This is a genomic window from Sphingomonas sp. ERG5 (genome assembly GCF_000803065.1).
Taxonomy (GTDB): domain Bacteria; phylum Pseudomonadota; class Alphaproteobacteria; order Sphingomonadales; family Sphingomonadaceae; genus Sphingomonas.
Map to the genome: position 1 here is coordinate 125,294 of NZ_JSXI01000016.1, position 21,056 is coordinate 146,349.

Here is a 21,056-nt window from a genome sequence, read left to right on the forward strand (position 1 = left end):
AGGAGGGGGCTTTGTCCGACAGGGTCAGTTACGCGAAGGGTAGATGCCCGACGTCGAGATACAATAATTGACCGTCAGATAAGGCTGTATGTTACTATGCTGCTGGCCGCCGCCGACGTTCGAAATGCTGGTACCGGCGAGCGCCACCGAATTGGTGGTGGTCGACGCATAGATCATCTCGTTCGTGCCGCCCGTCACGGATGTCTGCGCATTGGCGAGATAGTTGTTCGCGGCTGCGTTGACATTCGCATTGGTGCTCGATGCTTTGAGCAAATGATTATGCGCCGGAAGCTGGCTGGTGACGAGCGTGACATTCTCGACTCCGCCTGGTGCTCCTTCGGGATAATAGGACCCGCCGGGAAGCTGACCCATGCCGAGGACTACGCGTCCGCGCAGATCAGGCAGAGCGAAGGTCTGAATACCGTTGCCGCCATAGGTTGTGCCGAGCAACGAGAACAATGCCTGGTTCTGTGCGATGCCTAAGATGGCGCCATTGCATAGAGCCCAGGTCTTCGGCGCCCAGTCCCATGGGAACATACGGATTTCCCCCAAGAAATAATCCGACATATACCCTCCTTTAGAAAGTAAGCTTCGCCATAATCTGAATCAGTGATTCAGAATGGGCCGAGCGCTGCGCTACTAAATCAATAAAAAGAACAGGAACGTCGACGCCTTCGGCACCAATGCGGACATGGGCCCGATTGGATCCGAAAAAGCCGGTGGTCGTTACCATATACGCGCATCGATTGACGGCCAGTCAAGCGTGATTTGCATTGCTGCACCGCGGCAAATGACATGTTTTTGATCCAATATGGATTTTGTTTATCGACGTAGAGGCGGAAGGATTTTGGAATCATCGCTCCAGTTCAGGTAGAAACTGTTCGCGATCGGGGCAGAAGGTCGATTTGTTGTTCCTTTACCATCAGTTTTAGCATTGCCGATTTGCTCATGCTTCGCGTAGGTACGCGTCCAACTGAGTTAAGGGGACGGCAATGGAACAGTCTGAACGATTGAGCGGCACCGGCTTGGACGTGGGCGAACCGGATATGCGTAAATCCTGGCAGACGCCGGCCGTGATCGCGCCCGCCGAGGTCAAGGAAGAAACCGGTTTTAACCCCGGCCCCTCCGGCGACAATTATCTCTCTTCCAACGCGGTAAGTTAGCGCTGTGTCGATTGGAGCGTTGTTTTCGTGAATGGGTGAATTTGCTGGTGTCGTCCGGCTCGACAGCGGCCCGATCGATCGGGCGACCTGCGACAGGCTGGGCCAGGGACTTGCCGGCCAGGCAAGGGCAACACTCTGGCGCGGCGGCGCTAGCGCAATTGCCGAGCGCGGGGCTCTGCGATGTTTATCGCCTCTCCCGCCCCAGATGGTGGAACAGTCTTCGGGTGCGGTGCTTGTCGCCGATGTCAGGCTCGACGAACGAGATGATACGATGCGAGCGCTCGGGATGGCGCCCGCGTGCAGGCCTGACGATCTTGCGATACTCGCCGCTGCCTGTGAGCGGTGGGGCGACAATGCTGCGGCTCGGCTATTTGGCGACTTCGCCTTTGCGCTTTGGGATGAGCGATCAGGCCGGCTGACATTGGCGCGCGATGCGATCGGCATGCGCATGCTGTACTATTTCGTCGACCGCGACATGGTCGTATTCGCAACCACCCTGCGCAAGATGCTCGCGTTGCCCCAGGTGCCGCGCGATCTCGACGAACTCGCGATTGGCAATTTCATTACCCAGACACAGGGAGACGTCGAACGCACACTCTATCGTCAAATCCACCGGGTGCCGCCTGGCGGCACGGTGGTTATCGAACGGGGGGTGGTGCAGGTCGATCGCTATTGGACACCGCGATCGATCGCGCCTGTGCGTTATACCCACGATGAAGATTATGTCGACGCCGCGCGTGAACTGCTGGATCGCGCAGTTGCGAGCCGGCTTCCATCCGATGGCGGTGTGGCCGCGATGTTGTCCGGTGGATTCGATTCGACCGCGGTGGTCGGCACTGCGGCGCGATTGCTGGGCGATCGACGGATCAGCGCGTTTACGCGCATCCCCGGTGCGGCGCATCCTTATGATGCGCTCGACGAGGCGGGATTGGCGCGGCAACTGGCTGGCGGGCATGCCAATATCGACTGGATGACGATCGATGATGATATCCAGTTACCGCGCGATCGTGAGCCAGAGCTGGAATCGCCCATCCTCTGCATGCCGCGCACCGGTGCTTTCAATCCGACCTGGTTTCGGCCATTGCTGGACGCCGTGGAGCAGGCCGGTGCACGCGTCCTGCTTGATGGTGGGATGGGGAACATGACCCTGTCATGGACTGGGAGGCCCCCCTATGCTGACCATGTGCGGCACGGCCGGCTGATCGCCGCCGCGCGCGTGGTGATGGATACGCGACGCGCCCAGCGACGCTCGTTCTCCGAAATCCTGCGCAAGGATGTAATACCCGTGCTTGAGCCCCGGTCGCTGCGGCTCTGGCGTTGGAGGCTGCATGACGGGGGTGAAGCCGCGATGCTTCGCCACTGCGCCGTAGCCGCTGACTTTCTCGAGAGCCTCGATTTCGAGCGGCACGCCCGCGCGCTCGACCAGGAGCTGCCGTTCGAGTTGACAGGGGACATCCGCGCCTGGCGGATGAAGTTTATCCAGGCGCAGTACCCGCGCGATGTGATGGCAGGAAATCGCCACAGCTTTTCCTTCGATCAGCGCGACCCGATGTCCGACCGGCGGCTTGCCGAATTCTCGCTCGGCGTGCCGAATGCGCAATTCTTTCATAAGGGCGAGACACGCTGGCTGGCGCGCCGTGTTCTCGCCGATCGTGTGCCTCGTGACGTGCTGATCGAACACCGCCAGGGGCGGCAATGTCCCGAATGGCATCATATCGCGAAACGGCGTCGCGATGCGATGGCAGTCTCGATCGAGCGAATCGAACGCTCGCCGCTTGCGTCTCGCGTCATCGACGTTCCCCGGTTGAAAAGCCTGCTCGACACATTTCCCGAGGATGCCGCGACGGCAATGAAAAGCAGCGTCGAACATGGCCCCATGCTCCTGCGCGGCATTCAGATGGGCAGCTTTCTGCGCTGGCACGAAGGCGGCAACGACTGACAGGTCGCTTATGCGGTGACTTGACCCAATTCGACCCGCACCACCCGGTCGCAAAACGCCATGCTCTCGGCACGGTGCGAGATCATCAGGATCGTCGGCCGTGGATCGAGCGCGGCGAGTCGGGCGAGCAAGGCTGCCTCGCCCTCGGCATCGATCGCATTGGCGGCTTCGTCGAGGACCAGCAGGCGCGGGATACGCAACAGAGCGCGAGCCAAAGCGAGGCGTTGCCGCTCGCCACCCGACAGCATCGTCCCGCGTTCGCCGATCACCGTATCCAGTCCCTGTTCGAGCCGCGCGACCAAGCCCTGCGCGCCCGCCAGATCAAGCGCGCGGGCCATCGCCTCGTCGCTGATCGCGGGGTCGCCCCAGCTGAGATTGCGCCGCACGCTGTCATGGAACAGGAAACCATCCTGCGGGACATAAGCGACACTGTCGCGCCAGCCGGCACGGCGTGCGGTGTCGAGCGTCGCTCCGCCGACCAGCATTTCCCCCGATTGCGGCACGAGCAGCCCGATCATCATGTCGATCAGCGTCGTCTTGCCCGCGCCCGACGGACCGCTGATACCGACAAAGCTGCCCGGCGCGATCGTCAGGCTCGCCTGCTTCACGCCGCCGCCGCCGGGATGGAGGAAGGCGACATTGCGCAATTCCATGCCGCCGGCGGGCGGAGCAATTGGTGGGGGTGAGGGGGCCTCGTCGCGGCCGAGGTCGATCTCCAGCTGGCGGATCGCCTCGAAGCTGGGCAGTCCGAAGAAGAAGTTCTGCGCCGCCGCCTGGATCTGCTGCGCGGGCCCGCTCATGCGCGCGAAGATCAACACCAGCGCGATCAGCACCGCCGGCTGGATGTGCAGAGCAACCCCGGCCAGCACCACGGCGGCACCCGCCAACGATGAGCCGATCCCGAAACCGGCGCGACTGCGCGCCTGGCGTTGCTGAAAGGTCAGCTGGCGCTGGCGTAACTGGGTCTGGATCGTCTCGAATTCGGTGACGAAGCGACCCTGGCCGTTTTGCGCCGCCGCTGCTTTCAGTCCCCCGAGAAAACCACTCGCGCTGCCCATCAAAGCCTGGCTCTGGCGCACCACATCGCTGCCCAGGTCGCGCGAGCGGCCATGCGACATCAGGACCACGCCGCCGCCAATCACCAGCAGGACGATCGCGCCGGCCGCAAAACCCGGCGCGAGGGTGAAGGCGAGCGCGCCCTGGACAAGCAGCAGGACGACCGCGACCACGCCCTGGATCATGAACTGCGCGCTGGAACCGATCCGCTGCATCTCGGTGCCGAGCAGATTGGTGATGCGGGCATGGCGCAGGGTCACGATCCGGCTCCATGGCGCGGTGGCGAGCGTGCGCAGCACCTGGTTGCGCTGTTGTTCGACAAAGCCGGTCTGCAACTTGCCGAGCGTCACGTCGCGCACATAAAGCGTTCCGGCGCGGATCAGAGCGACGCACACGAATGCGGCCAGTAGTACGGCGAGTTGTGCGACCGGCGTGGTGGCGCCGAGCGCGGTCAACGTCTCGCCGATCCATATACGCCACGGATCGCCGCTCCCTGGCGAGACGACGACGCTGAGGATCGGGATCAGCAGCAGTACGCTGACCCCGTCAAGCAGCGCGCCCGACCCGACCAGTCCTGCCGCCAGCCAGACCCGCCAGCGCGCATAGCCGCCGAATGCCGCCGCGAAAGAAGCAGCCGATCTCCATGGCCCGGATCTCACGCCGCCAGCAACGCGCTCAATCGATGTTGGCGCGCCAACGCCCTCATCCGCAGCCTGTCGGCAATGTCCCCCGGCATATCGCTCATTCCGCCCCAGCCCCTCTGCTATGCCGCTGGTATAGGGCCGTCGTTGCGCCGCGCCAATCGTTGCGCCCACATCCGGACATTGCTGCGCTGCAACAAATAATTCTGGTTTGTTTCCGCTACTTATCGTTTTGGTTCTATCCGCCACTTGCAAAGCATTCGCAGGGGCCGCACCATCGATGCCGGAATGAGACCGAGCAAGGGCGCGCAGACGCCGGCCGTCATCCCGGGGAGATCGGCGGACCTGAGCGATAGGGCAGGGGGAGCGAGCAGCGATGATCGATAACCAGAACTGGTTGCACGGCATGGCAAGCGGCCTTGCACTGTTGCTGGTTTCCGCATGTTCCGGCGCAAAGCCGCCCCCCGGCCCGCCAGTGGCGCAAGTGACCGTCGCGGTCCCGCTGCAGCGCGACGTGGTCGATTGGGACGAATATGTCGGCCGGTTCGAGGCAATCCAGGACGTTGAATTGCGTCCGCGTGTCTCGGGCACGATCGATCGCGTGCTGTTTACCGATGGCCAGGGTGTCGGCCAGGGCCAGCCGCTCTTCACCATCGATCCGCGTCCGTATCGCGCCGCGCTCGGCCAGGCGCAGGCCGCGTCGGCCAAGGCCGCGGCATCGCTTGCCAATGCGCGTTCGGAACTGGCGCGGGCGCAGAAGCTGCTCGACGTGCAAGCGATCTCGAAGGAAGAGTTCGAAACCAAACAGGCGGCGGTTCGAACCTCGGGCGCTGACCTTGCCGCGGCGCAGGCGTCGGTCAGCAATGCGCAACTCAATCTGGGGTTCACCACGGTGCGTTCGCCGATTTCGGGCCGCGTGTCCGACCGTCGCGTCTCGAGCGGCAATTTCGCGACGGAGGGGCAGACGATCCTGACGCGGGTGGTTTCGACCAACCCGATCTGGTTCTCGTTCGAAGGTGCGGAGAGCTTCTACCTCAAATATCTCCGCCAGGATCGCACCGGCGAGCGCGGGTCGTCGCGCAACACGCCCAATCCGGTCCATGTCCAGCTCGCCGACGAGAGCGGGTATCGCTGGCGCGGGCATATGGATTTCCTCGACAATGCGATCGATCAGAACTCCGGCACGATCCGCGCTCATGCGATCATCCCCAATCCCGACGGCTTCCTGACACCCGGCATGTTCGGTCGTGCGCGCCTGCTCGGATCGGGCACGTACAAGGCGATGCTGGTTCCCGACGAAGCGATCACCACCGATCAGACGCGCAAGCTGGTCTATGTCGTCGGCAAGGACGGCAAGGCGACGCCGCGCCCGGTAGAAACAGGGCCGCAAGTCGAAGGGCTCCGCGTGATCAAGAAGGGGCTGGCCGCCACCGACCAGGTGGTGGTCGAGGGGCTGACCACGCTGCAACCCGGAGCGTCGGTCAAGGCGCATCTGATCAAGATGCAGCCACGCGCGGCCAACACGTCGCCGACCTCGCAACCGGATACGGCGCCGCCGCCGTCCGAAGCCACGGCGCGCTGATCCTGTGAAATTTCCCCATTTCTTCATCGAACGGCCGATCTTCGCGGCGGTCATGTCGATCCTGATCGTGGTGTTCGGGATCGTCGCCTATCCCGGCCTGCCGGTTGCGCAATATCCCGAGATCGCGCCGCCGACCGTGGTGGTCAGTGCCAGTTATCCCGGCGCGACGGCCGAGACCCTGGCCGAAACGGTGGCGGCGCCGCTCGAGGAATCGATCAACGGCGTGGAGGACATGATCTATATGTCCTCCTCCTCGACCGGCGATGGTGCGATCGCGATCACCGTGACGTTCAAGCAGGGCGTCAATGTCGATCAGGCGCAGGTGCTGGTGCAGAACCGCGTCTCGACCGCCGAGCCGCGCCTGCCTGAGGAAGTGCGCCAGATCGGCGTGACGGTGCGCAAGAATTCGCCCGACATCCTGATGGTCATCGCACTGACCTCGCCCGATGGATCGCTGTCGCAGCAATATATCTCCAACTATGCCACCACCCAGCTGATCGACCGGCTGTCGCGTATCCAGGGTATCGGTGGTGTGCGCTCGTTCGGCGGGCGCGACTATAATATGCGCGTCTGGATCGACCCCGATCGCGCCTCGTCGCGCAACCTGACCGTCGACGAGATCATCGCCTCGATCCGCGCGCAGAACGCGCAGGTCGCGGTCGGCTCGGTCGGCCAGCCGCCGTTCAATCAGGGTGGCACCGCGTTCCAGCTCGGCATCCAGACCGAAGGACGGCTGACCACCACCGACCAGTTCGGCGAAATCATCGTCAAGCGCGACGATCAGGGCCGGTTGACGCGGCTGCGCGATGTCGCGCGGCTCGAACTCGGTGCGCAGGATTACGGCATCAACGCGCAGTTGAGCGGCAAGCCGACCACTGCATTGGGCATTACCCAATTGCCGGGATCGAACGCGTTGACCACGGCGGACGCGGTCAAGAAGGAAATCGCCGAAGCATCCAAATCCTTCCCGGCGGGGATGGCCTATTCGATCCCGTACAACCCGACCGAGTATATCGAAGCGTCGATCGAGGCGGTCTATCACACGCTGATCGAAGCGATCATCCTCGTCGCGCTGGTCGTGCTGCTGTTCCTGCAAAGCTGGCGCGCGACGATCATCCCGCTGATCGCGGTGCCGGTCGCGCTGGTCGGGTCACTGGCGATGCTCGCGGTGTTCGGCTTCTCGCTCAACAATCTCTCGCTGTTCGGCATGGTGCTGGCGGTCGGCATCGTCGTCGATGACGCGATCGTGGTGGTCGAGAATATCGAACGGCTGATGGAGGAGAAGGGGCTCTCGCCGCGCGAAGCCGCGCACGAGACGATGGACGAAGTGTCGGGCGCGCTGATCGCCATCTCGCTGGTGCTCTGCGGCGTGTTCATCCCGACCAGCTTCATCCCTGGCATCTCGGGGCAATTCTATCAGCAGTTCGCGCTGACCATCGTCTCGGCGGCGGTGATTTCCGCCTTTGTATCGCTGACGCTGTCACCGGCGCTCGCCGCGATGATCCTGAAGCCCAAGCATGAGAGCGAGCCGCGGCAAGGCTGGCTCGGCTATCCGGCGCGCTTCTCGCGTGGCTTCAATCGCGGATTCAACAAGCTGGGCGAGAAGTTCGGCAAGTTCACCGCCCGCGCGGTGCGCTCGCTGGTGCTGGTCGGCATCGTCTATGCCTGCCTGATCGGGCTGGCGGGATGGCGCTTCACCGCGACGCCGACCGGCTTCATCCCGGCGCAGGATCAGGGCTATCTGATCGCGGTGATCCAATTGCCGCCGGGATCGTCGCTGCAGCGCACGACCGAGATCATGAACAAGGCCGGCGCGATCGCCCGCGCCAATCCGGCGACCGAAGCGACGGTCGAGTTTGCCGGTCTGGACGGCGCGACCTTCTCGACCGCGCCCAATGCCGGCGCGATGTTCGTCCCGCTCAAGCCGCATGCCGACCGCAAGAACGCGAACCTGATCGCGGGTGAGCTGCGCAAGGCGTTCGGTCCGCTCACCGGCGGCAACATCCTGGTCATCCCGCCGCCGCCGGTGCGCGGGATCGGCACCGGCGGCGGCTGGAAGATGCTGATCGAGGATCGCAACAACCAGGGCTACAAGGCGCTGGAAGGTGCGGCGTTTGCAATGATGATGAAGGCCAACCAGGCCCAGGGCATCACCAGCGCCTTCACGACCTTCAACACGCGCACGCCGCGGCTCTATGCCGATATCGACCGGGAACGCGCCGAACAGCTTGGCGTGCCAGTGGACAGCGTGTTCCGTACGCTCGGCACCTATCTCGGCTCGACCTATATCAACGACTTCAACTTCATCGGTCGCACCTTCCGCGTGACAGCGCAGGCCGACGCGCCATATCGTGATCAGATCTCCGATGTCGGGCATCTCAAGGCTCGCTCGGCCGCGGGCAATATGGTGCCGCTCGACGCGGTGCTGACGTTGAAGAACGACAGCGGGCCGTACCGCGTGGTGCGCTACAACCTTTATCCGTCGGCGGAATTGCAGGGCGATACCGTGCCCGGCTTCTCCTCCGGTCAGTCGCTCACCACCATGGCGACGCTGGCATCGCAGACCTTGCCCAAGGGCATGTCGTTCGAATGGACCGAGCTGGCCTATGAACAGCAACAGGCAGGCAATACCGGCGCGTTGGTGTTCGGGCTCGCCGTGCTGTTCGTGTTCCTGCTGCTCGCGGCGAATTACGAAAGCCTGGTGCTGCCGCTCGCGGTGATCCTGATCGTGCCGATGTGCCTGCTCGCGGCGATCGTCGGGGTGAACATTTTCGGCGGCGACAATAATATCCTGACTCAGATCGGGCTGGTCGTGCTGATCGGGCTTGCGGCGAAGAACGCGATCCTGATCGTCGAATTCGCGCGCCAGAACGAGGAAGCGGGGATGGAGATGCACAAGGCGGCCGAACATGCCGCGGAGCAACGCCTGCGTCCGATCGTGATGACTTCGATCGCCTTCATCCTCGGCGTGCTGCCGCTGGTGATCGGCACCGGGCCGGGCGCCGAGATGCGTCAGGCGCTGGGTGTCGCGGTGTTCTTCGGCATGATCGGCGTGACCAGCTTCGGCCTGCTCTTCACGCCAAGCTTCTATGTCATCAGCCGCAAGTTCGGCGACTGGGTGAGCAGCAAGGTGCGCCGCAAACCGAAGACCGAAGTGGAGCCTGAACCGCTGCCGGAAGGAGGCGCGGCATGAAGAAGCTCGCCCTGATTCCGGCACTGGCGCTTTCCGCCTGTACGGTGGGCCCCGACTACCAGCGTCCTGCTACGTCAGCCAGGGCGGCGGGCGGCTTCAGCGAAACCGCGCGGACGGGTGCGGTCGCGGCGACCACGCTGCCCGATGGCTGGTGGAAGCTCTATGACGACCCGGCCCTTGATCGGCTGATTACCGATGCGCTGGCCCATAACACCGACGTTCGCGCCGCGGCCGCCAATCTGGCGCGCGCCCGCGCCGCCTTGTCGGAGCAGCAGGGCGCACGGCTGCCATCGACCGATGTCAGCGCATCCGCCAAGCGCAACCGCACAGCGGCGGGGCAAAGTCCGACCGGGCGCGCGTTCGAGACCGATTATTATTCGGTCGGCTTCGACGCGTCGTACGAGATCGATCTGTTCGGTGGCGTGACCCGCGCGATCGAAGCGGCGCGCGGCGACCGTGACGCGGCGGTGGCGCAACTCGATGCGGCGCGCGTGTCGATCGCGGCGGAAACCGCGCGCGCCTATGCCACTGCATGCGGCAATGCCGCGCAACGCGCCGTGGCGCAGGAGACGGTCCAGCTCCAGCAACAGACGCTCGATCTCACCAGGCGCCTGTTCGACGCCGGGCGCGGTACGCGCCGCGATGTCGAGCGCGCCGATGTGCTGCTTGCCCAGACCCAGGCGCAGATTCCGGGATTCGAGGCGGAACGCCGTGCATCGCTTTATGCGCTGGCGACGCTGACCGGCCGTCCACCGGCCGAGATCGATGCCGATGCCGATCGCTGCACCACGCCACCGCGCGTCCGGGTGATCCTGCCGGTGGGCGACGGCAATGCGCTGCTCGCGCGCCGCCCCGATGTCCGTGCGGCCGAACGGACACTCGCCGCCGATACGGCGCGGGTCGGGGTTGCGACCGCCGATCTCTATCCCTCGATCCGGCTGCTCGGCAGCGTGGGACTGGGCGGTACCAAACCGGGCAATGTGTTCAAGGGGTCGGGCTTGTCCTACTCGGTCGGGCCGCTCATCTCGTGGAACTTCCCCAACCAGACGATCGCGCGCGCCCGCCTGCGTCAGGCGAGGGCGACATCGGACGGATCGCTTGCGCGCTTCGACGGCACGGTGCTGACCGCGTTGAAGGAAGTCGAGCAGGCGCTCGCACGCTATGCCGGTGCGCTCGACACCAATGCTGCGCGGATCCGTGCCGAACAGGCCAGCGGCGAGGCGGCGAAGCTGTCCAAGCTGCGCTTCGATTATGGCGCCGACAGTTTCCTGTTGCTGATCGACGCCGAGCGCGACCGGGCCAGTGCCCGCGCGGCTCGTGCCCAGTCGGACTCAGCGGTGGCGGATGCACAGATCAGCCTGTTCAAGGCGCTGGGCGGCGGCTGGGAAAACGCGCCGGAGGTCTCGCGGCGCGAGCCCTGATTTCCGGCCTCGACCGAATTGGCCGAACGCCGCCGTCAGTATGTCGCCCCTGTTATCCCCTGTTTTCGGCAGTGTATTTTTCCGCCCCTGTTATGTTGGATTCAGCCGGCGGATTACGCGTTTGTTTTCAGCAGCATGACTGACCCAGCCCCTGTTATGAAAACAGGGGTGGAACAGGGGCGATATTGCCTGGTGCTTCGCGGCCATGTGAAAGAGCGGGACAAGCACGCCCGACCGACGTCTCGTCCGACCATCACCATGCGACATTCCGCAATCCGGTTGAATTGCCGTTGGGCGGATCGTTCGACGCGATGACGCGTCAGCGTTCCGCCGTTTTTGGTGCGGACGCCACCGGGCTTGTGAGCGGCTCGATGGCGATCGCGTCGGGATCGGCGATCAGATCGCGGATCGCGGCGGTATCACCCTGATCGACCACTCCGAAAACCGGCATCGATCCCGCCTTCATATCGGTCAGCACCACGCGATCGCGCGCATAGAGATTGATCTTAGCGATGACGTCGCGCAGCGGTTCACCGCGAAAGACCAGCTGGCCGCGTGTCCAGGCAGTGGCGCTGTCCGCGTCGAGATCGGTCGCCTGGCGGATGAAACCAACGCTGCCGCCGTCGCGCGCGGTGATCCCGAACGAGAGCCGCTCGCCCTTGCGCGCGAGCTTCTCGATTGGTTCGGTCGCGCGCGGACCCTGCGCCGTGTCGCGCAAGGCGATGCGGATCACGCCTTCGACCACGGTGACCTGAGCCTCGCGTGCCGCGACCGCGACGTCGAAGGCCGTACCGACCGCTTTCACTTCGCCATGCGGTGTCTCGACGATGAAGGGCCGCGCGGTGTTGTGGGCGACCTTGAACAAGGCTTCGCCACTCGCCAGCCGCAGCCGGCGTTCGCCCGGTGTGTAGTTGATGGCGACACGGCTGTCGGCGGCGAGCGTGACGGTCGAGCCGTCGGCCAGCCGGATCAACCGGCGTTCGGCATGGCCGGTCGCATAATGCTGCGCGAAGTCGCGCTCTGCCGCCGGGTAGACGAACCAGGTGACGCCGCCGATGATCGCGAGCATTACCGCCGCCAGGGCTGCGACCCGTGCCGGCCATGCCTGCCATATCGAGGGCGCCGGCGGTGCATCGACCGGGCGTTCGAAGTCGCCCAGCCAATCCCAGAATGCTGCGGCTTCCTGTCGGTCGGCGGGATGCAGATCCTCGCCACGACCGGACAGGAGCGCATCGAAGACCGCTTCCGCGCGGTGATTCAGATCGCGGTCGCTCACAGGCCGCGCTCCATCAGGTGCCCGAGCCGGGCATAGAGATGCGCGACGGCATGAGTCAGGTGCTTCTGCACCATCCGCGAACTGATCCCGAACTCGCGTGCGATCTCACTGGTGCTGCGCTCGTCGAACCGGCGCATCACGAATACCGCGCGGCACCGTGGTCCGAGTTCGTCGAGCGCCGCTTCCAGCGCCGCTTGCAGATCGGCGACACGCCGCCCATCTTCCTGGGCCGGACGAACCGGCACGTCATGCTCGTCGAGCAGCGGCGCGGTCGAGATGGTACGGCGATGCCGGTCGGCGATCAGGTTGGCGGCAATGCGGAAAAGATAGGCTTGCGGCTCATCGAGCGTCTGGGTCTGCGCCCGAGCGATCAGGCGCGCACAGGCTTCCTGAACCAGATCCTCGACCTCGGTGGGATTGGCGACGCGGCGGGCCACGAACGCGCGAAGCGCCGCGCGATAGGCGTCGAAGCCCTCACCCGTCGTCATGCCTGCTTCGTTATTCGCTGCCCCGCGCAACTATCCTTGCCCCCTTGGTGCCATGTACCTCCTGCCATGACGCGGCGCGGGGGCAAAGGCGAACCCGATTGGGGCCATCGACAAAAAAATTTTCGGCCGAGGTTCGCATTGGTCCATTTTGGCGTCATTCGATTATCGGCTCTGGGGAGGGCCGGGCAAAGAGCTAAGGGGGGCCCCGCCGATGAACACACGCCATCTGTTATTCGCTACCGCTGCGGTCGTTATCGCCATGCCTGCCACCGCACAGGCCGCAGCGGACACGCGCCACACCATCGATTTGCCAGCCGGGTCGCTCGACACGGCATTGTTCCAGGTCGCGCGCCAGACTGGCGTGCAACTCGTTTTCACCGATCCCGGCATTGCCGGAATCCGGGTCTCGCGCGTGTCCGGCAGCTACACGACCCGTCAGTTGCTCGACACGTTGCTGGCAAAAACCGGCTATACGTATCGCTTCACCGGCACGCGCAGCGTTCGGGTGATCCCGCTCGCCAGGGGTGGGAAAGTCCGGCCGGCCGGGCTGACCCAGTCCGTGCCGCAAACCACCGACGGTCAGGCCGACGGGGAAGCGGCCAGTACCGTGCAGGCCGAAAATGCCGTGAACGGCAATGATCAGCAGGAACAGGGCGACATCGTCGTCGTCGGTACCCAGATCAAGGGCAGCAAAGTCACCGAGGCATTGCCGGTGACGGTGGTCGGCGAGCAGGAAATTCGCGCAACCGGTGCGGTGTCGGGTGACGAGCTGTTCCGTTCGATTCCGCAAATGGGCGATGTCAGCTTCAACTCGAGCTATCTGCCCAACAGCTCCAACTCGGCGCGTGGCGATGTCGGTTCGGTCAATCTGCGCAACCTTGGCGTCGGCAACACGCTGACCCTGCTCAACGGCCGCCGTGTCGTCGCCCATCCGACCAGCCGCGCCGATGACAATCTCGTGCCGGTGCAGACCTATAACACCAACGCGATCCCGGTGTTCGGGCTCGAACGGCTCGAAGTGCTGCGCGACGGCGCGGCGGCGATCTACGGTTCGGACGCGGTGGCCGGTGTGGTCAATACTGTGCTCAAGACCAATTTTTCCGGTGTCCAGATCGAGGGGCAGACCGGATGGGCCGAGGGCACCAATCTCGCCGAGAGCAACCTCAACCTGCTCGCGGGCAAGAATCTCGACGATCGCGGCAATATCACCTTGTTCGCAAGCTATGATCGCCGCACCGCGCTTGGCGCGCGCGACCAGGATTATACCGCTTCGGCCAACCTCAACCCGCTGTTCGCCGATACCCGTTTTTCCACCGCGACCGACGGACGCAGCACGATCACGCCCTGGGGCTCGTTCCAGATACTGGGCAATGTCGTCGTCAGGCAGGGCGCCACCAGTCTGACCAACGCATCGGGTCAGTTTCATATTCAGCCGCTGACCAATGCCGGCTGCGCCACCGGTACGACCGCCGGGCTGCCCGGCGGTATCTGCATCGACGACGGCACCAATAGCGCCGCGGGTGATCGCAACCTCGGGTTCGACGCGCCGCATGCCTTCAACACCAGCGTGATTCCCTCGTTGAAGCGCGCGAACGTCTTCCTGACCGGGCATTATGACCTGACCGACGGTCTCGAATTTTTCGGCGAGGCTGGTTACTACACCGCGACGACGCGGAGCGTGCAGGCCTCGACCGGCACACTCAGTTCGGGGCCGCTGGTGATCCCGGCATCGAATTACTGGAATCCGTTCGGCCCGGTGACCTTCGCCAACGGCCAGGCCAATCCCAACCGCTTGCCCGGCATCAATGCGCCGGCGGCTGGGCTGCCGGTCATCCTCAGCAGCTATAATTTCGCCGATGTCGGGCCAAACATCGTCGATGTGAAGAACACGCAATATCGCTTGCTTGGCGGGCTGCGCTGGAATTTCCTCGGCTTCCAATGGGAAAGCGCCGCGCTCTATTCGCAGGCGCGTGTTCGCGACACATCCGACGGCATCAGCCAGACGGCGCTGCAGCGCCAGCTCGCCCTGTCGACGCCCGACGCCTATAATCCGTTCAATGGCGGCAATCTGCTCGACCCGAGCGGCGCCGACGCGACCCCGAGCAGCCGCGCAGCGATCGACGCGATCCGGGTCAAGACCCAGCGCGTCAGCACCTCGACGCTGGCGATGATCGACCTCAAGGGATCCAATGCTTCGCTGTTCCGCCTGCCCGGCGGCGATGTCGGCCTGGCGATCGGCGGTGAAATTCGCCGCGAAACCCAGCGTGACGATCGCGACCCCCGTCTCGACGGCACGATCACGTTCAAGGATGCGGTGAGCGGGGCCGTCAACGGCTCCGACCTGATCGGCACCAGCCCGTCGCCCGACACCCGTGGTCGCCGTACCGTGGCGGCCGCTTATGTCGAACTCGCGGTGCCGGTGGTCAGCCCGGAGATGAACATCCCGCTGGTCCGCAAGCTCGAACTGCAGATCGCCGGCCGGTTCGAGCATTATGACGATGTCGGCAGCGTGGCGAAGCCCAAGATCGCCGGCGCCTGGGACGTGTTCCGTGGCCTGCGCCTGCGCGGCTCCTATGCCCAGGGTTTCAAGGCGCCGAACCTTGAACAGATCAACGCGACAGTGGTCACGCGGTCGAACACGCGTACCGACTGGCTCCGCTGCGAGGCGTTGCTGAAGAGCGGAACGATCACGAGTTTCACTGATGCGCGCTGCGCCACCTCGCAGCGCTTCGCGACCTCGGCGCAGCGTTCGGGCAATCCCGATCTGAAGCCCGAAACCTCGAGCACCTGGTCGGCGGGTATCGTGCTGCAGCCCTATTTTCTCGACAGCGCGATCGGCAAGATCACCTTCACGGCCGATTATTGGCATGTGAACCAGAAGGGCATTGTCGGCCTGTTCGGGGAGGGCAATGCGCTGATCAACGATTACCTGTTGCGCGTGAAGGGCAGCTCGGATCCCAATGTCATCCGCGCCACGCCGACCGCCGACGATGTCGCGCTGTTCGCCGGGTCAGGGCTCGCACCGGCGGGCCGGGTCCTGTTCGTCAAGGATCAGTACGTCAATCTGCTGCCGCAGGAAGCAGCGGGCTTCGATCTCGGCCTGACCTGGCGGCTGCCCGATTTCGGCCTCGGCCGGTTCAACTTCACCGCCAATGCCGCGCATCTCAGCAAATTTTTCCTCAGTCCTTCGCCCAATATCCAGACCCTGCTCGATGCGCGTGCGGCGGGGACGATCAATGCCGGCACCACGATTACCGGCGGCGGCAATCTGATCCGTCAGAACGGCAAGCCGCGCTGGAAGGTCACTGGCACGGCGACATGGAGCTACAAGCAGTTCGAACTCGGCGGCTATACGCAATATACCAGCGACGTCGATGAAACGGCACTGACCGACTCCGCCGGTGTTCCATGGCTGATCGAGGACCAGATGACCTTCAACGCCTATGCGCAGGTCTCGGTCGGCAATGATCGCGAGGGCAATTACCGTCTCCGCGTCGGCGTCAGGAACCTGACCAACGAAACGCCGCCGCTCTCCTCCAACGGCTATCTCGGTTCGATGTACAATCCCTATGGACGGTACTGGTACGCCAGCGTGCGGGCGTCGTTCTGATGTATCGCATCGGTCGCGCCGCCACGTTCGCCGCGTTGCTTTCGCTGGCTGGCGCGCCGGTCGCAGTGTCGGCGCAGGAGGACCCGCCGGCGGCGCGCGCCACCACCGGTGGTGATATCGTTGCCTATGACCAGATCCACAAACCGGTGATCGGCCGGGGTGGCATGGTGGTGAGTCAGAACGCGATCGCCGCGCGGGTCGGCGCCGACATCCTGCGCAAGGGCGGCAATGCGGTCGATGCGGCGGTCGCGGTCGGTTTCGCGCTCGCGGTGGTGCTGCCGCGCGCGGGCAATGTCGGTGGCGGCGGCTATATGCTCGTGCATATGCCGGCCAGGGGCGGAAAACCGGCCGCCGACCTGGCGATCGACTATTATGGTCAGGCCTCACGCAACACGACGCCCGACCTGCTGCTCGACTCCAAGGGCAAGTTCGACCCGGCCAAGGGCTATTCGATGAAGGGCGTCGCCATTCCCGGCACCGTCGCCGGATTGTGGGAAGCGCATCAGCGTTTCGGCAGCTTGCCCTGGGGCACGCTGATCGCGCCGGCGATCGCGATGGCGACCAAGGGCGTCGTGCTGAGCGATGATGAGGCGCAAGCCAATGCCGACCAGAAAAAGGCCATGGCGGACGATCCCGCCGCACTTGCGGTCTATTTCAAGCCCGATGGCAGCGCTTATGCGCCGGGTGAATTATGGCGCCAGCCCGATCTTGCGAAAACGCTGAAGACGATCGCTACCAAGGGGCGTGATGGCTTCTACACAGGCCCGCTGGCGACGACGCTCGCTGCGGGGATCAAGGCCGGTGGCGGGGTGATCGACGCGCAGGACCTCGCCGACTATCGGCCGATCGTCTCGGTCCCGATCTGGTCGAGCTATCGTGGCCGCAAGATCGCCTATATGCCGCCGACCGCTTCCGGGGTCAGCGTCGCCGAAGCGATGAACATCCTCGAGGCCTTCCCGGTGCGGGAAGGCAAATGGGGTAGCATCGCCAATCTCCATCTGCTTGCCGAGACGCTGAAGATCGTATCATCCGACCGCCGCCTGGTCGGGGGCGGTCCCGACTGGCGGACCCCGACCTCGGGGTTGGCGAGCAAAGCCTATGCGGTCGAGCGTGCAAAGCTGATCCGCACCGACCGCTCGCTTGGGCGCGCCGATATGCCGGAGGGCAATCCCTATCCGTTCGAGAGCAAGGACACGACGCACTTCTCGATCGTCGATGCGGCCGGCGGCGCGGTCAGCAACACCTATACGCTATCGGCCTCTTATGGTGCGCATGTCGTGGCGCCGGGCACTGGCGTGCTGCTCAACAACTCGCTCGGCAATCTCGCCTGGGGTCGTGGCTCCGACGGTCAGCGCCGCGCGACCCTTCCGGTCGCGGGCAAGCGGGTCGGATCGACGATCACCCCGATCATCGTCTTCCAGGATGACAAGCCCTGGCTGGTCACCGGTACGCCGGGCGGCGGTTACATCATCGCGACGATGGTGCAGATGCTGTCCAATGTGATGGATTTCGACCTCAACATCGCCGAAGCGGCCGAGCGTCCGCGTATCAACCAGGGTGATGCCGATGCGCCGCTGGAACTCGAACAGGGCTTCTCGCCCGACCTGATCGCGCTGCTCGAGGCAAAGGGGCACAAGGTCCGGATGTCGAACACGATGGGCAGCGTGCAATCGATCATGGTGGCCGGCGACCGCTTTCTTGGTGCGGCCGATACGCGCCGCCCGGATGCAATGGCGGCCGGGGTTCGCTAGCGTTCAAGCAAAAGGGGAATGACGATGATTCGCAGCCTGCTCTTCGCCACCACGGCGCTCGCACTTTCGACCGGCGTGCACGCCCAGACGCTATCAGAGGCACAGCGCGGTGCGATCCTCGCCAATGTCGATGGCCGCGCCCCGGCGCTGGCCGCGACCGCCAGGAAGATTTGGGATTATGCCGAAGTCGGTTTCCAGGAGACCAGGAGTTCGGGGCTGCTGCAAGCCGATCTCAAGAAAGCCGGCTTCACCGTCACGCCGGGCGTTGCGGGCATGCCAACCGCATTCGTCGCCAGCTTCAAGAACGGTGCCGGTCCGGTGATCGCCATCTTGGCCGAATTCGATGCGTTGCCCGGTCTTGCGCAGGATGCGACGCCGGCGCGCGCGCCGATCGCCGGCAAGCTGGCCGGTCATGGCTGCGGTCACAATATCTTCGGCGCCGCCTCGGCCACCGCGGCGCTGGCGATCAAGGACTGGATGATCGCCAACAAGATCCAGGGCGAACTCCGGGTCTATGGCACGCCCGCAGAGGAGGGCGGTTCCGGCAAGGTCTATATGGTGCGCGCCGGATTGTTCGATGATGTCGATGCGGTGCTGCACTGGCATCCCGGCGACCAGAACGGCGTCGCCGTTGGCAAGAGCCAGGCGAACATCTCAGGCAAGTTCCGCTTCCATGGCCTTGCCGCGCATGCCTCGGCCGCGCCCGATAAGGGCCGGTCGGCGCTTGACGGGGTCGAGGTGATGAACGTCGCGGTCAATTACCTGCGCGAACATATCCCGATGTCGACGCGCATCCATTACATCGTCACCAATGGCGGTCAGGCGCCCAACGTCGTGCCCGATTTCGCCGAAAGCTATTATTACGTCCGCAACACCGATCCCGCGATCGTCAAATCGGTGATGGCGCGCGTGCAGAAGGCGGCCGAAGGTGCCGCGCTGGCGACCGGCACGACGGTCGAGTTCGAGGCGACCGGCGGCGTCTATTCGATGCTGGCTAGCAACACGCTGGCGACGGTCATGCAGCGCAATCTGACCAAGGTGGGCGGTGAGACCTGGACGCCGGAAGAGCTGCAATGGGCCACCACGATCCAGAAGACATTGCCGACTCAGAAGTCGCTGGACTCCGTTGGCGGGATCGACCCGATCTGGGCTGGCGATATGGGCGGATCGACCGATGTGGCGGACATCAGCTGGACGGTGCCGACGATCGGCCTGGGCACCGCGACCTGGGTACCCGGCACGCCGGCGCATAGCTGGCAGGCGGTTGCAGCATCCGGCATGAGCATTGGCGCCAAGGGTGGCGTCGTCGCCGCCAAGACGATCGCCCTGACCGCCGCCGACCTGTTCACCAGCCCGCAGACTCTGGCCGAAGCGAAGGCGGAACTGGTCAAGGCACGTGGCCCGAATTTCCGCTACGAAGCGATGCTCGGCGATCGAAAGCCTGCGCTCGACTATCGTAAAGGCGCCAATGGGGCACCGGGCGGGTCGGAATAATCGGACGGCCCTGACCCGAAAAGGGTGTTTTAGAAGAAGAAGCCGACAAGCAGGGTGGTGTTCAATCCGATCACCACCGCTGCGATTCCCCAGGCGGTGAGCTTCAGCCACAACGGGTTGGCGAACCCGCCCATCGTTTCCCGGCTGTTGGTGAAGCGCACCAGGGGCACGATGGCGAACGGCAGCTGCAGGCTGAGCACCACCTGGCTGAGCACCAGCAACTGTGTCGCGCCTGAATTGCCCGCAATCCCTACGACGATCACTGCTGGGATGATCGCCAGCATCCGCGTGACCATGCGCCGGACCCAGATTTTGAGCTTCAGGTTGAGGAAGCCCTCCATCACGATCTGCCCGGCAAGCGTTCCCGTCACGGTCGAGTTCTGCCCTGAGGCCAGCAGCGCGACCGCGAACACCACGCTGGCCGCGCCCGCGCCGAGCGTCGGCGAGAGCAGTTTATAGGCCTGGTCGATATCGGCGACGTCGGTCTGGCCGGTGGTGTGAAACGCCGCCGCCGCGAGGATCAGGATCGAAGCGTTGATGAACAGGGCAAGGCCGAGCGCGATGGTACTGTCGAGTGTCGCATGGCGCACCGCATCGCGCTTGCCCGCTTCGTCCTGGCCGAACTGCCGCGTCTGCACGATCGAGCTATGGAGGTAGAGATTGTGCGGCATCACCGTCGCGCCGAGAATGCCGATCGCGATATACAGCATTGCCGGATTGGTGATCACCTCAGTGGTCGGGATCAGCCCCTTGGCGATGGCGGCGATGCTTGGCTGGGCAATGGCCAGTTCGTACGCGAAGCAGCCCGCGATTACGATCAGCAACGTGATGATGAACGCTTCGAGCTTGCGGAAACCGAAGCGCTGCAGAGTCAGGATGACCAGCACGTCGAACGCGGTCAGGCATACGCCGGCGATCAGCGGTAGGCCGAACAGCAATTGCAGCGCGATCGCGGTGCCAAGCACTTCGGCCAGGTCGCAGGCGATGATTGCGAGTTCGCACAGCACCCAAAGCGCGAAATTGACCGTCCGACCATAATGCGCGCGGCATGCCTGGGCGAGATCGAGTCCGGCGACGATGCCGAGCTTGGCCGACAATGACTGCAGCACCATCGCCATCAGGTTCGACAGCAGGATGACCGAGAGCAGGGTATAGCCGAATGCTGACCCGCCGGCGAGATCGGTCGCCCAGTTGCCTGGGTCCATATAGCCGACCGCGACGAGATAACCCGGGCCGGCAAAGGCGCCGAGCTTGCGCCAGAAACGTCCCGCGCCGAGCGGCACCGCGACCGTACGATAGCTTTCCGACAGCGATGGCGTACGGACTTCGCCAGCCATGCCGTGGACGGTTCCGGACGCAGGGGGAGGTGGCGACATGCTCTTTCACTCCCCGATGCAGGACTGGGCGTCAACAGGGATCACGGCGCTTCTCCTCCTGTCGGA

The 21,056-nt window shown here is 64.4% G+C and carries 13 protein-coding genes; 8 read left to right on the forward strand and 5 right to left on the reverse strand.

Annotated features, from left to right (window positions below; translation table 11 throughout):
- Nucleotides 1–24: 24 nt before the first annotated feature.
- Nucleotides 25–567, reverse strand: a complete 543-nt coding sequence (locus OO12_RS04535; protein WP_034157446.1) for a phage tail protein — start codon at nt 565–567, stop codon at nt 25–27.
- A 425-nt stretch (nt 568–992) separates the two neighbouring features.
- Between OO12_RS04535 and OO12_RS28440 the strand changes: the two genes are divergently transcribed.
- Nucleotides 993–1,163 carry a hypothetical protein gene (locus OO12_RS28440; RefSeq protein ID WP_160296739.1) on the forward strand — a complete coding sequence of 57 codons (171 nt, stop codon included), beginning with the start codon at nt 993–995 and terminating at the stop codon, nt 1,161–1,163.
- Between the two features lie 208 nt (nt 1,164–1,371).
- A complete protein-coding gene (locus tag OO12_RS04540) occupies nt 1,372–3,102 on the forward strand; it encodes an asparagine synthetase B family protein (protein WP_160296740.1) in 1,731 nt (576 codons plus the stop codon).
- An 8-nt stretch (nt 3,103–3,110) separates the two neighbouring features.
- On the opposite strand, the gene OO12_RS04545 is transcribed toward OO12_RS04540, so the two are convergent.
- The gene (locus tag OO12_RS04545) at nt 3,111–4,817 is read right to left on the reverse strand and encodes an ATP-binding cassette domain-containing protein (RefSeq protein ID WP_034157448.1); all 1,707 of its coding nucleotides are present in this window, start codon (nt 4,815–4,817) and stop codon (nt 3,111–3,113) included.
- A gap of 358 nt (nt 4,818–5,175) precedes the next feature.
- On the opposite strand from OO12_RS04545, the gene OO12_RS04550 reads away from it, so the two are divergent.
- Genes OO12_RS04550 through OO12_RS04560 form a run of 3 tightly spaced genes read left to right on the forward strand, consistent with a single transcriptional unit; the run spans nt 5,176 to nt 10,995 of the window.
- Nucleotides 5,176–6,381: an efflux RND transporter periplasmic adaptor subunit gene (locus OO12_RS04550; RefSeq protein WP_082006337.1), complete on the forward strand. Its 1,206-nt coding sequence runs from the start codon at nt 5,176–5,178 to the stop codon at nt 6,379–6,381.
- 4 nt (nt 6,382–6,385) lie between these two features.
- Nucleotides 6,386–9,574, forward strand: a complete 3,189-nt coding sequence (locus OO12_RS04555) for an efflux RND transporter permease subunit (RefSeq protein ID WP_034157449.1) — start codon at nt 6,386–6,388, stop codon at nt 9,572–9,574.
- Entirely contained in the window at nt 9,571–10,995 is a 1,425-nt protein-coding gene (locus OO12_RS04560) for an efflux transporter outer membrane subunit (protein ID WP_034157450.1), read from the forward strand. The genes OO12_RS04555 and OO12_RS04560 overlap by 4 nt, the downstream gene beginning before the upstream one ends.
- Nucleotides 10,996–11,314: 319 nt before the next feature.
- Here the strand turns inward: OO12_RS04560 and OO12_RS04565 are convergent, their stop codons facing one another.
- Together OO12_RS04565 and OO12_RS04570 are read right to left on the reverse strand one after the other, a co-directional pair.
- The gene (locus OO12_RS04565; RefSeq protein ID WP_052215538.1) at nt 11,315–12,271 is read right to left on the reverse strand and encodes a FecR family protein; all 957 of its coding nucleotides are present in this window, start codon (nt 12,269–12,271) and stop codon (nt 11,315–11,317) included.
- The gene (locus OO12_RS04570; RefSeq protein WP_052215539.1) at nt 12,268–12,759 is read right to left on the reverse strand and encodes an RNA polymerase sigma factor; all 492 of its coding nucleotides are present in this window, start codon (nt 12,757–12,759) and stop codon (nt 12,268–12,270) included. Before OO12_RS04570 ends, OO12_RS04565 begins: the two co-directional genes overlap by 4 nt.
- A gap of 211 nt (nt 12,760–12,970) precedes the next feature.
- Here OO12_RS04570 and OO12_RS04575 point away from each other — a divergent pair, with 211 nt between their 5' ends.
- Genes OO12_RS04575 through OO12_RS04585 form a run of 3 tightly spaced genes read left to right on the forward strand, consistent with a single transcriptional unit; the run spans nt 12,971 to nt 19,614 of the window.
- On the forward strand, nt 12,971–16,369 hold the full coding sequence (locus OO12_RS04575; RefSeq protein WP_034157451.1) for a TonB-dependent receptor: 3,399 nt from the start codon (nt 12,971–12,973) through the stop codon (nt 16,367–16,369).
- Nucleotides 16,369–18,120 (forward strand): gamma-glutamyltransferase, encoded by a 1,752-nt coding sequence (gene ggt / locus OO12_RS04580; RefSeq protein ID WP_082006338.1) that lies wholly within the window; start codon nt 16,369–16,371, stop codon nt 18,118–18,120. Before OO12_RS04575 ends, ggt begins: the two co-directional genes overlap by 1 nt.
- A 24-nt stretch (nt 18,121–18,144) precedes the next feature.
- Nucleotides 18,145–19,614, forward strand: a complete 1,470-nt coding sequence (locus OO12_RS04585) for an amidohydrolase (protein ID WP_034157591.1) — start codon at nt 18,145–18,147, stop codon at nt 19,612–19,614.
- Nucleotides 19,615–19,643: 29 nt separating this feature from the next.
- Here the strand turns inward: OO12_RS04585 and OO12_RS04590 are convergent, their stop codons facing one another.
- Entirely contained in the window at nt 19,644–20,951 is a 1,308-nt protein-coding gene (locus tag OO12_RS04590) for an Nramp family divalent metal transporter (protein WP_034157452.1), read from the reverse strand.
- Between the last annotated feature and the right edge of the window lie 105 nt (nt 20,952–21,056).

Coding starts and splice junctions, on each gene's coding strand:
- OO12_RS28440 (WP_160296739.1), top strand. CDS start 993: ATGGAACAGTCTGAACGATTGAGCGGCACCGGCTTGGACGTGGGCGAA.
- OO12_RS04570 (WP_052215539.1), bottom strand. CDS start 12,759: ATGACGACGGGTGAGGGCTTCGACGCCTATCGCGCGGCGCTTCGCGCG.
- OO12_RS04560 (WP_034157450.1), top strand. CDS start 9,571: ATGAAGAAGCTCGCCCTGATTCCGGCACTGGCGCTTTCCGCCTGTACG.
- OO12_RS04585 (WP_034157591.1), top strand. CDS start 18,145: ATGATTCGCAGCCTGCTCTTCGCCACCACGGCGCTCGCACTTTCGACC.
- OO12_RS04550 (WP_082006337.1), top strand. CDS start 5,176: ATGATCGATAACCAGAACTGGTTGCACGGCATGGCAAGCGGCCTTGCA.
- OO12_RS04535 (WP_034157446.1), bottom strand. CDS start 567: ATGTCGGATTATTTCTTGGGGGAAATCCGTATGTTCCCATGGGACTGG.
- OO12_RS04575 (WP_034157451.1), top strand. CDS start 12,971: ATGAACACACGCCATCTGTTATTCGCTACCGCTGCGGTCGTTATCGCC.
- OO12_RS04590 (WP_034157452.1), bottom strand. CDS start 20,951: ATGGCTGGCGAAGTCCGTACGCCATCGCTGTCGGAAAGCTATCGTACG.
- ggt (WP_082006338.1), top strand. CDS start 16,369: ATGTATCGCATCGGTCGCGCCGCCACGTTCGCCGCGTTGCTTTCGCTG.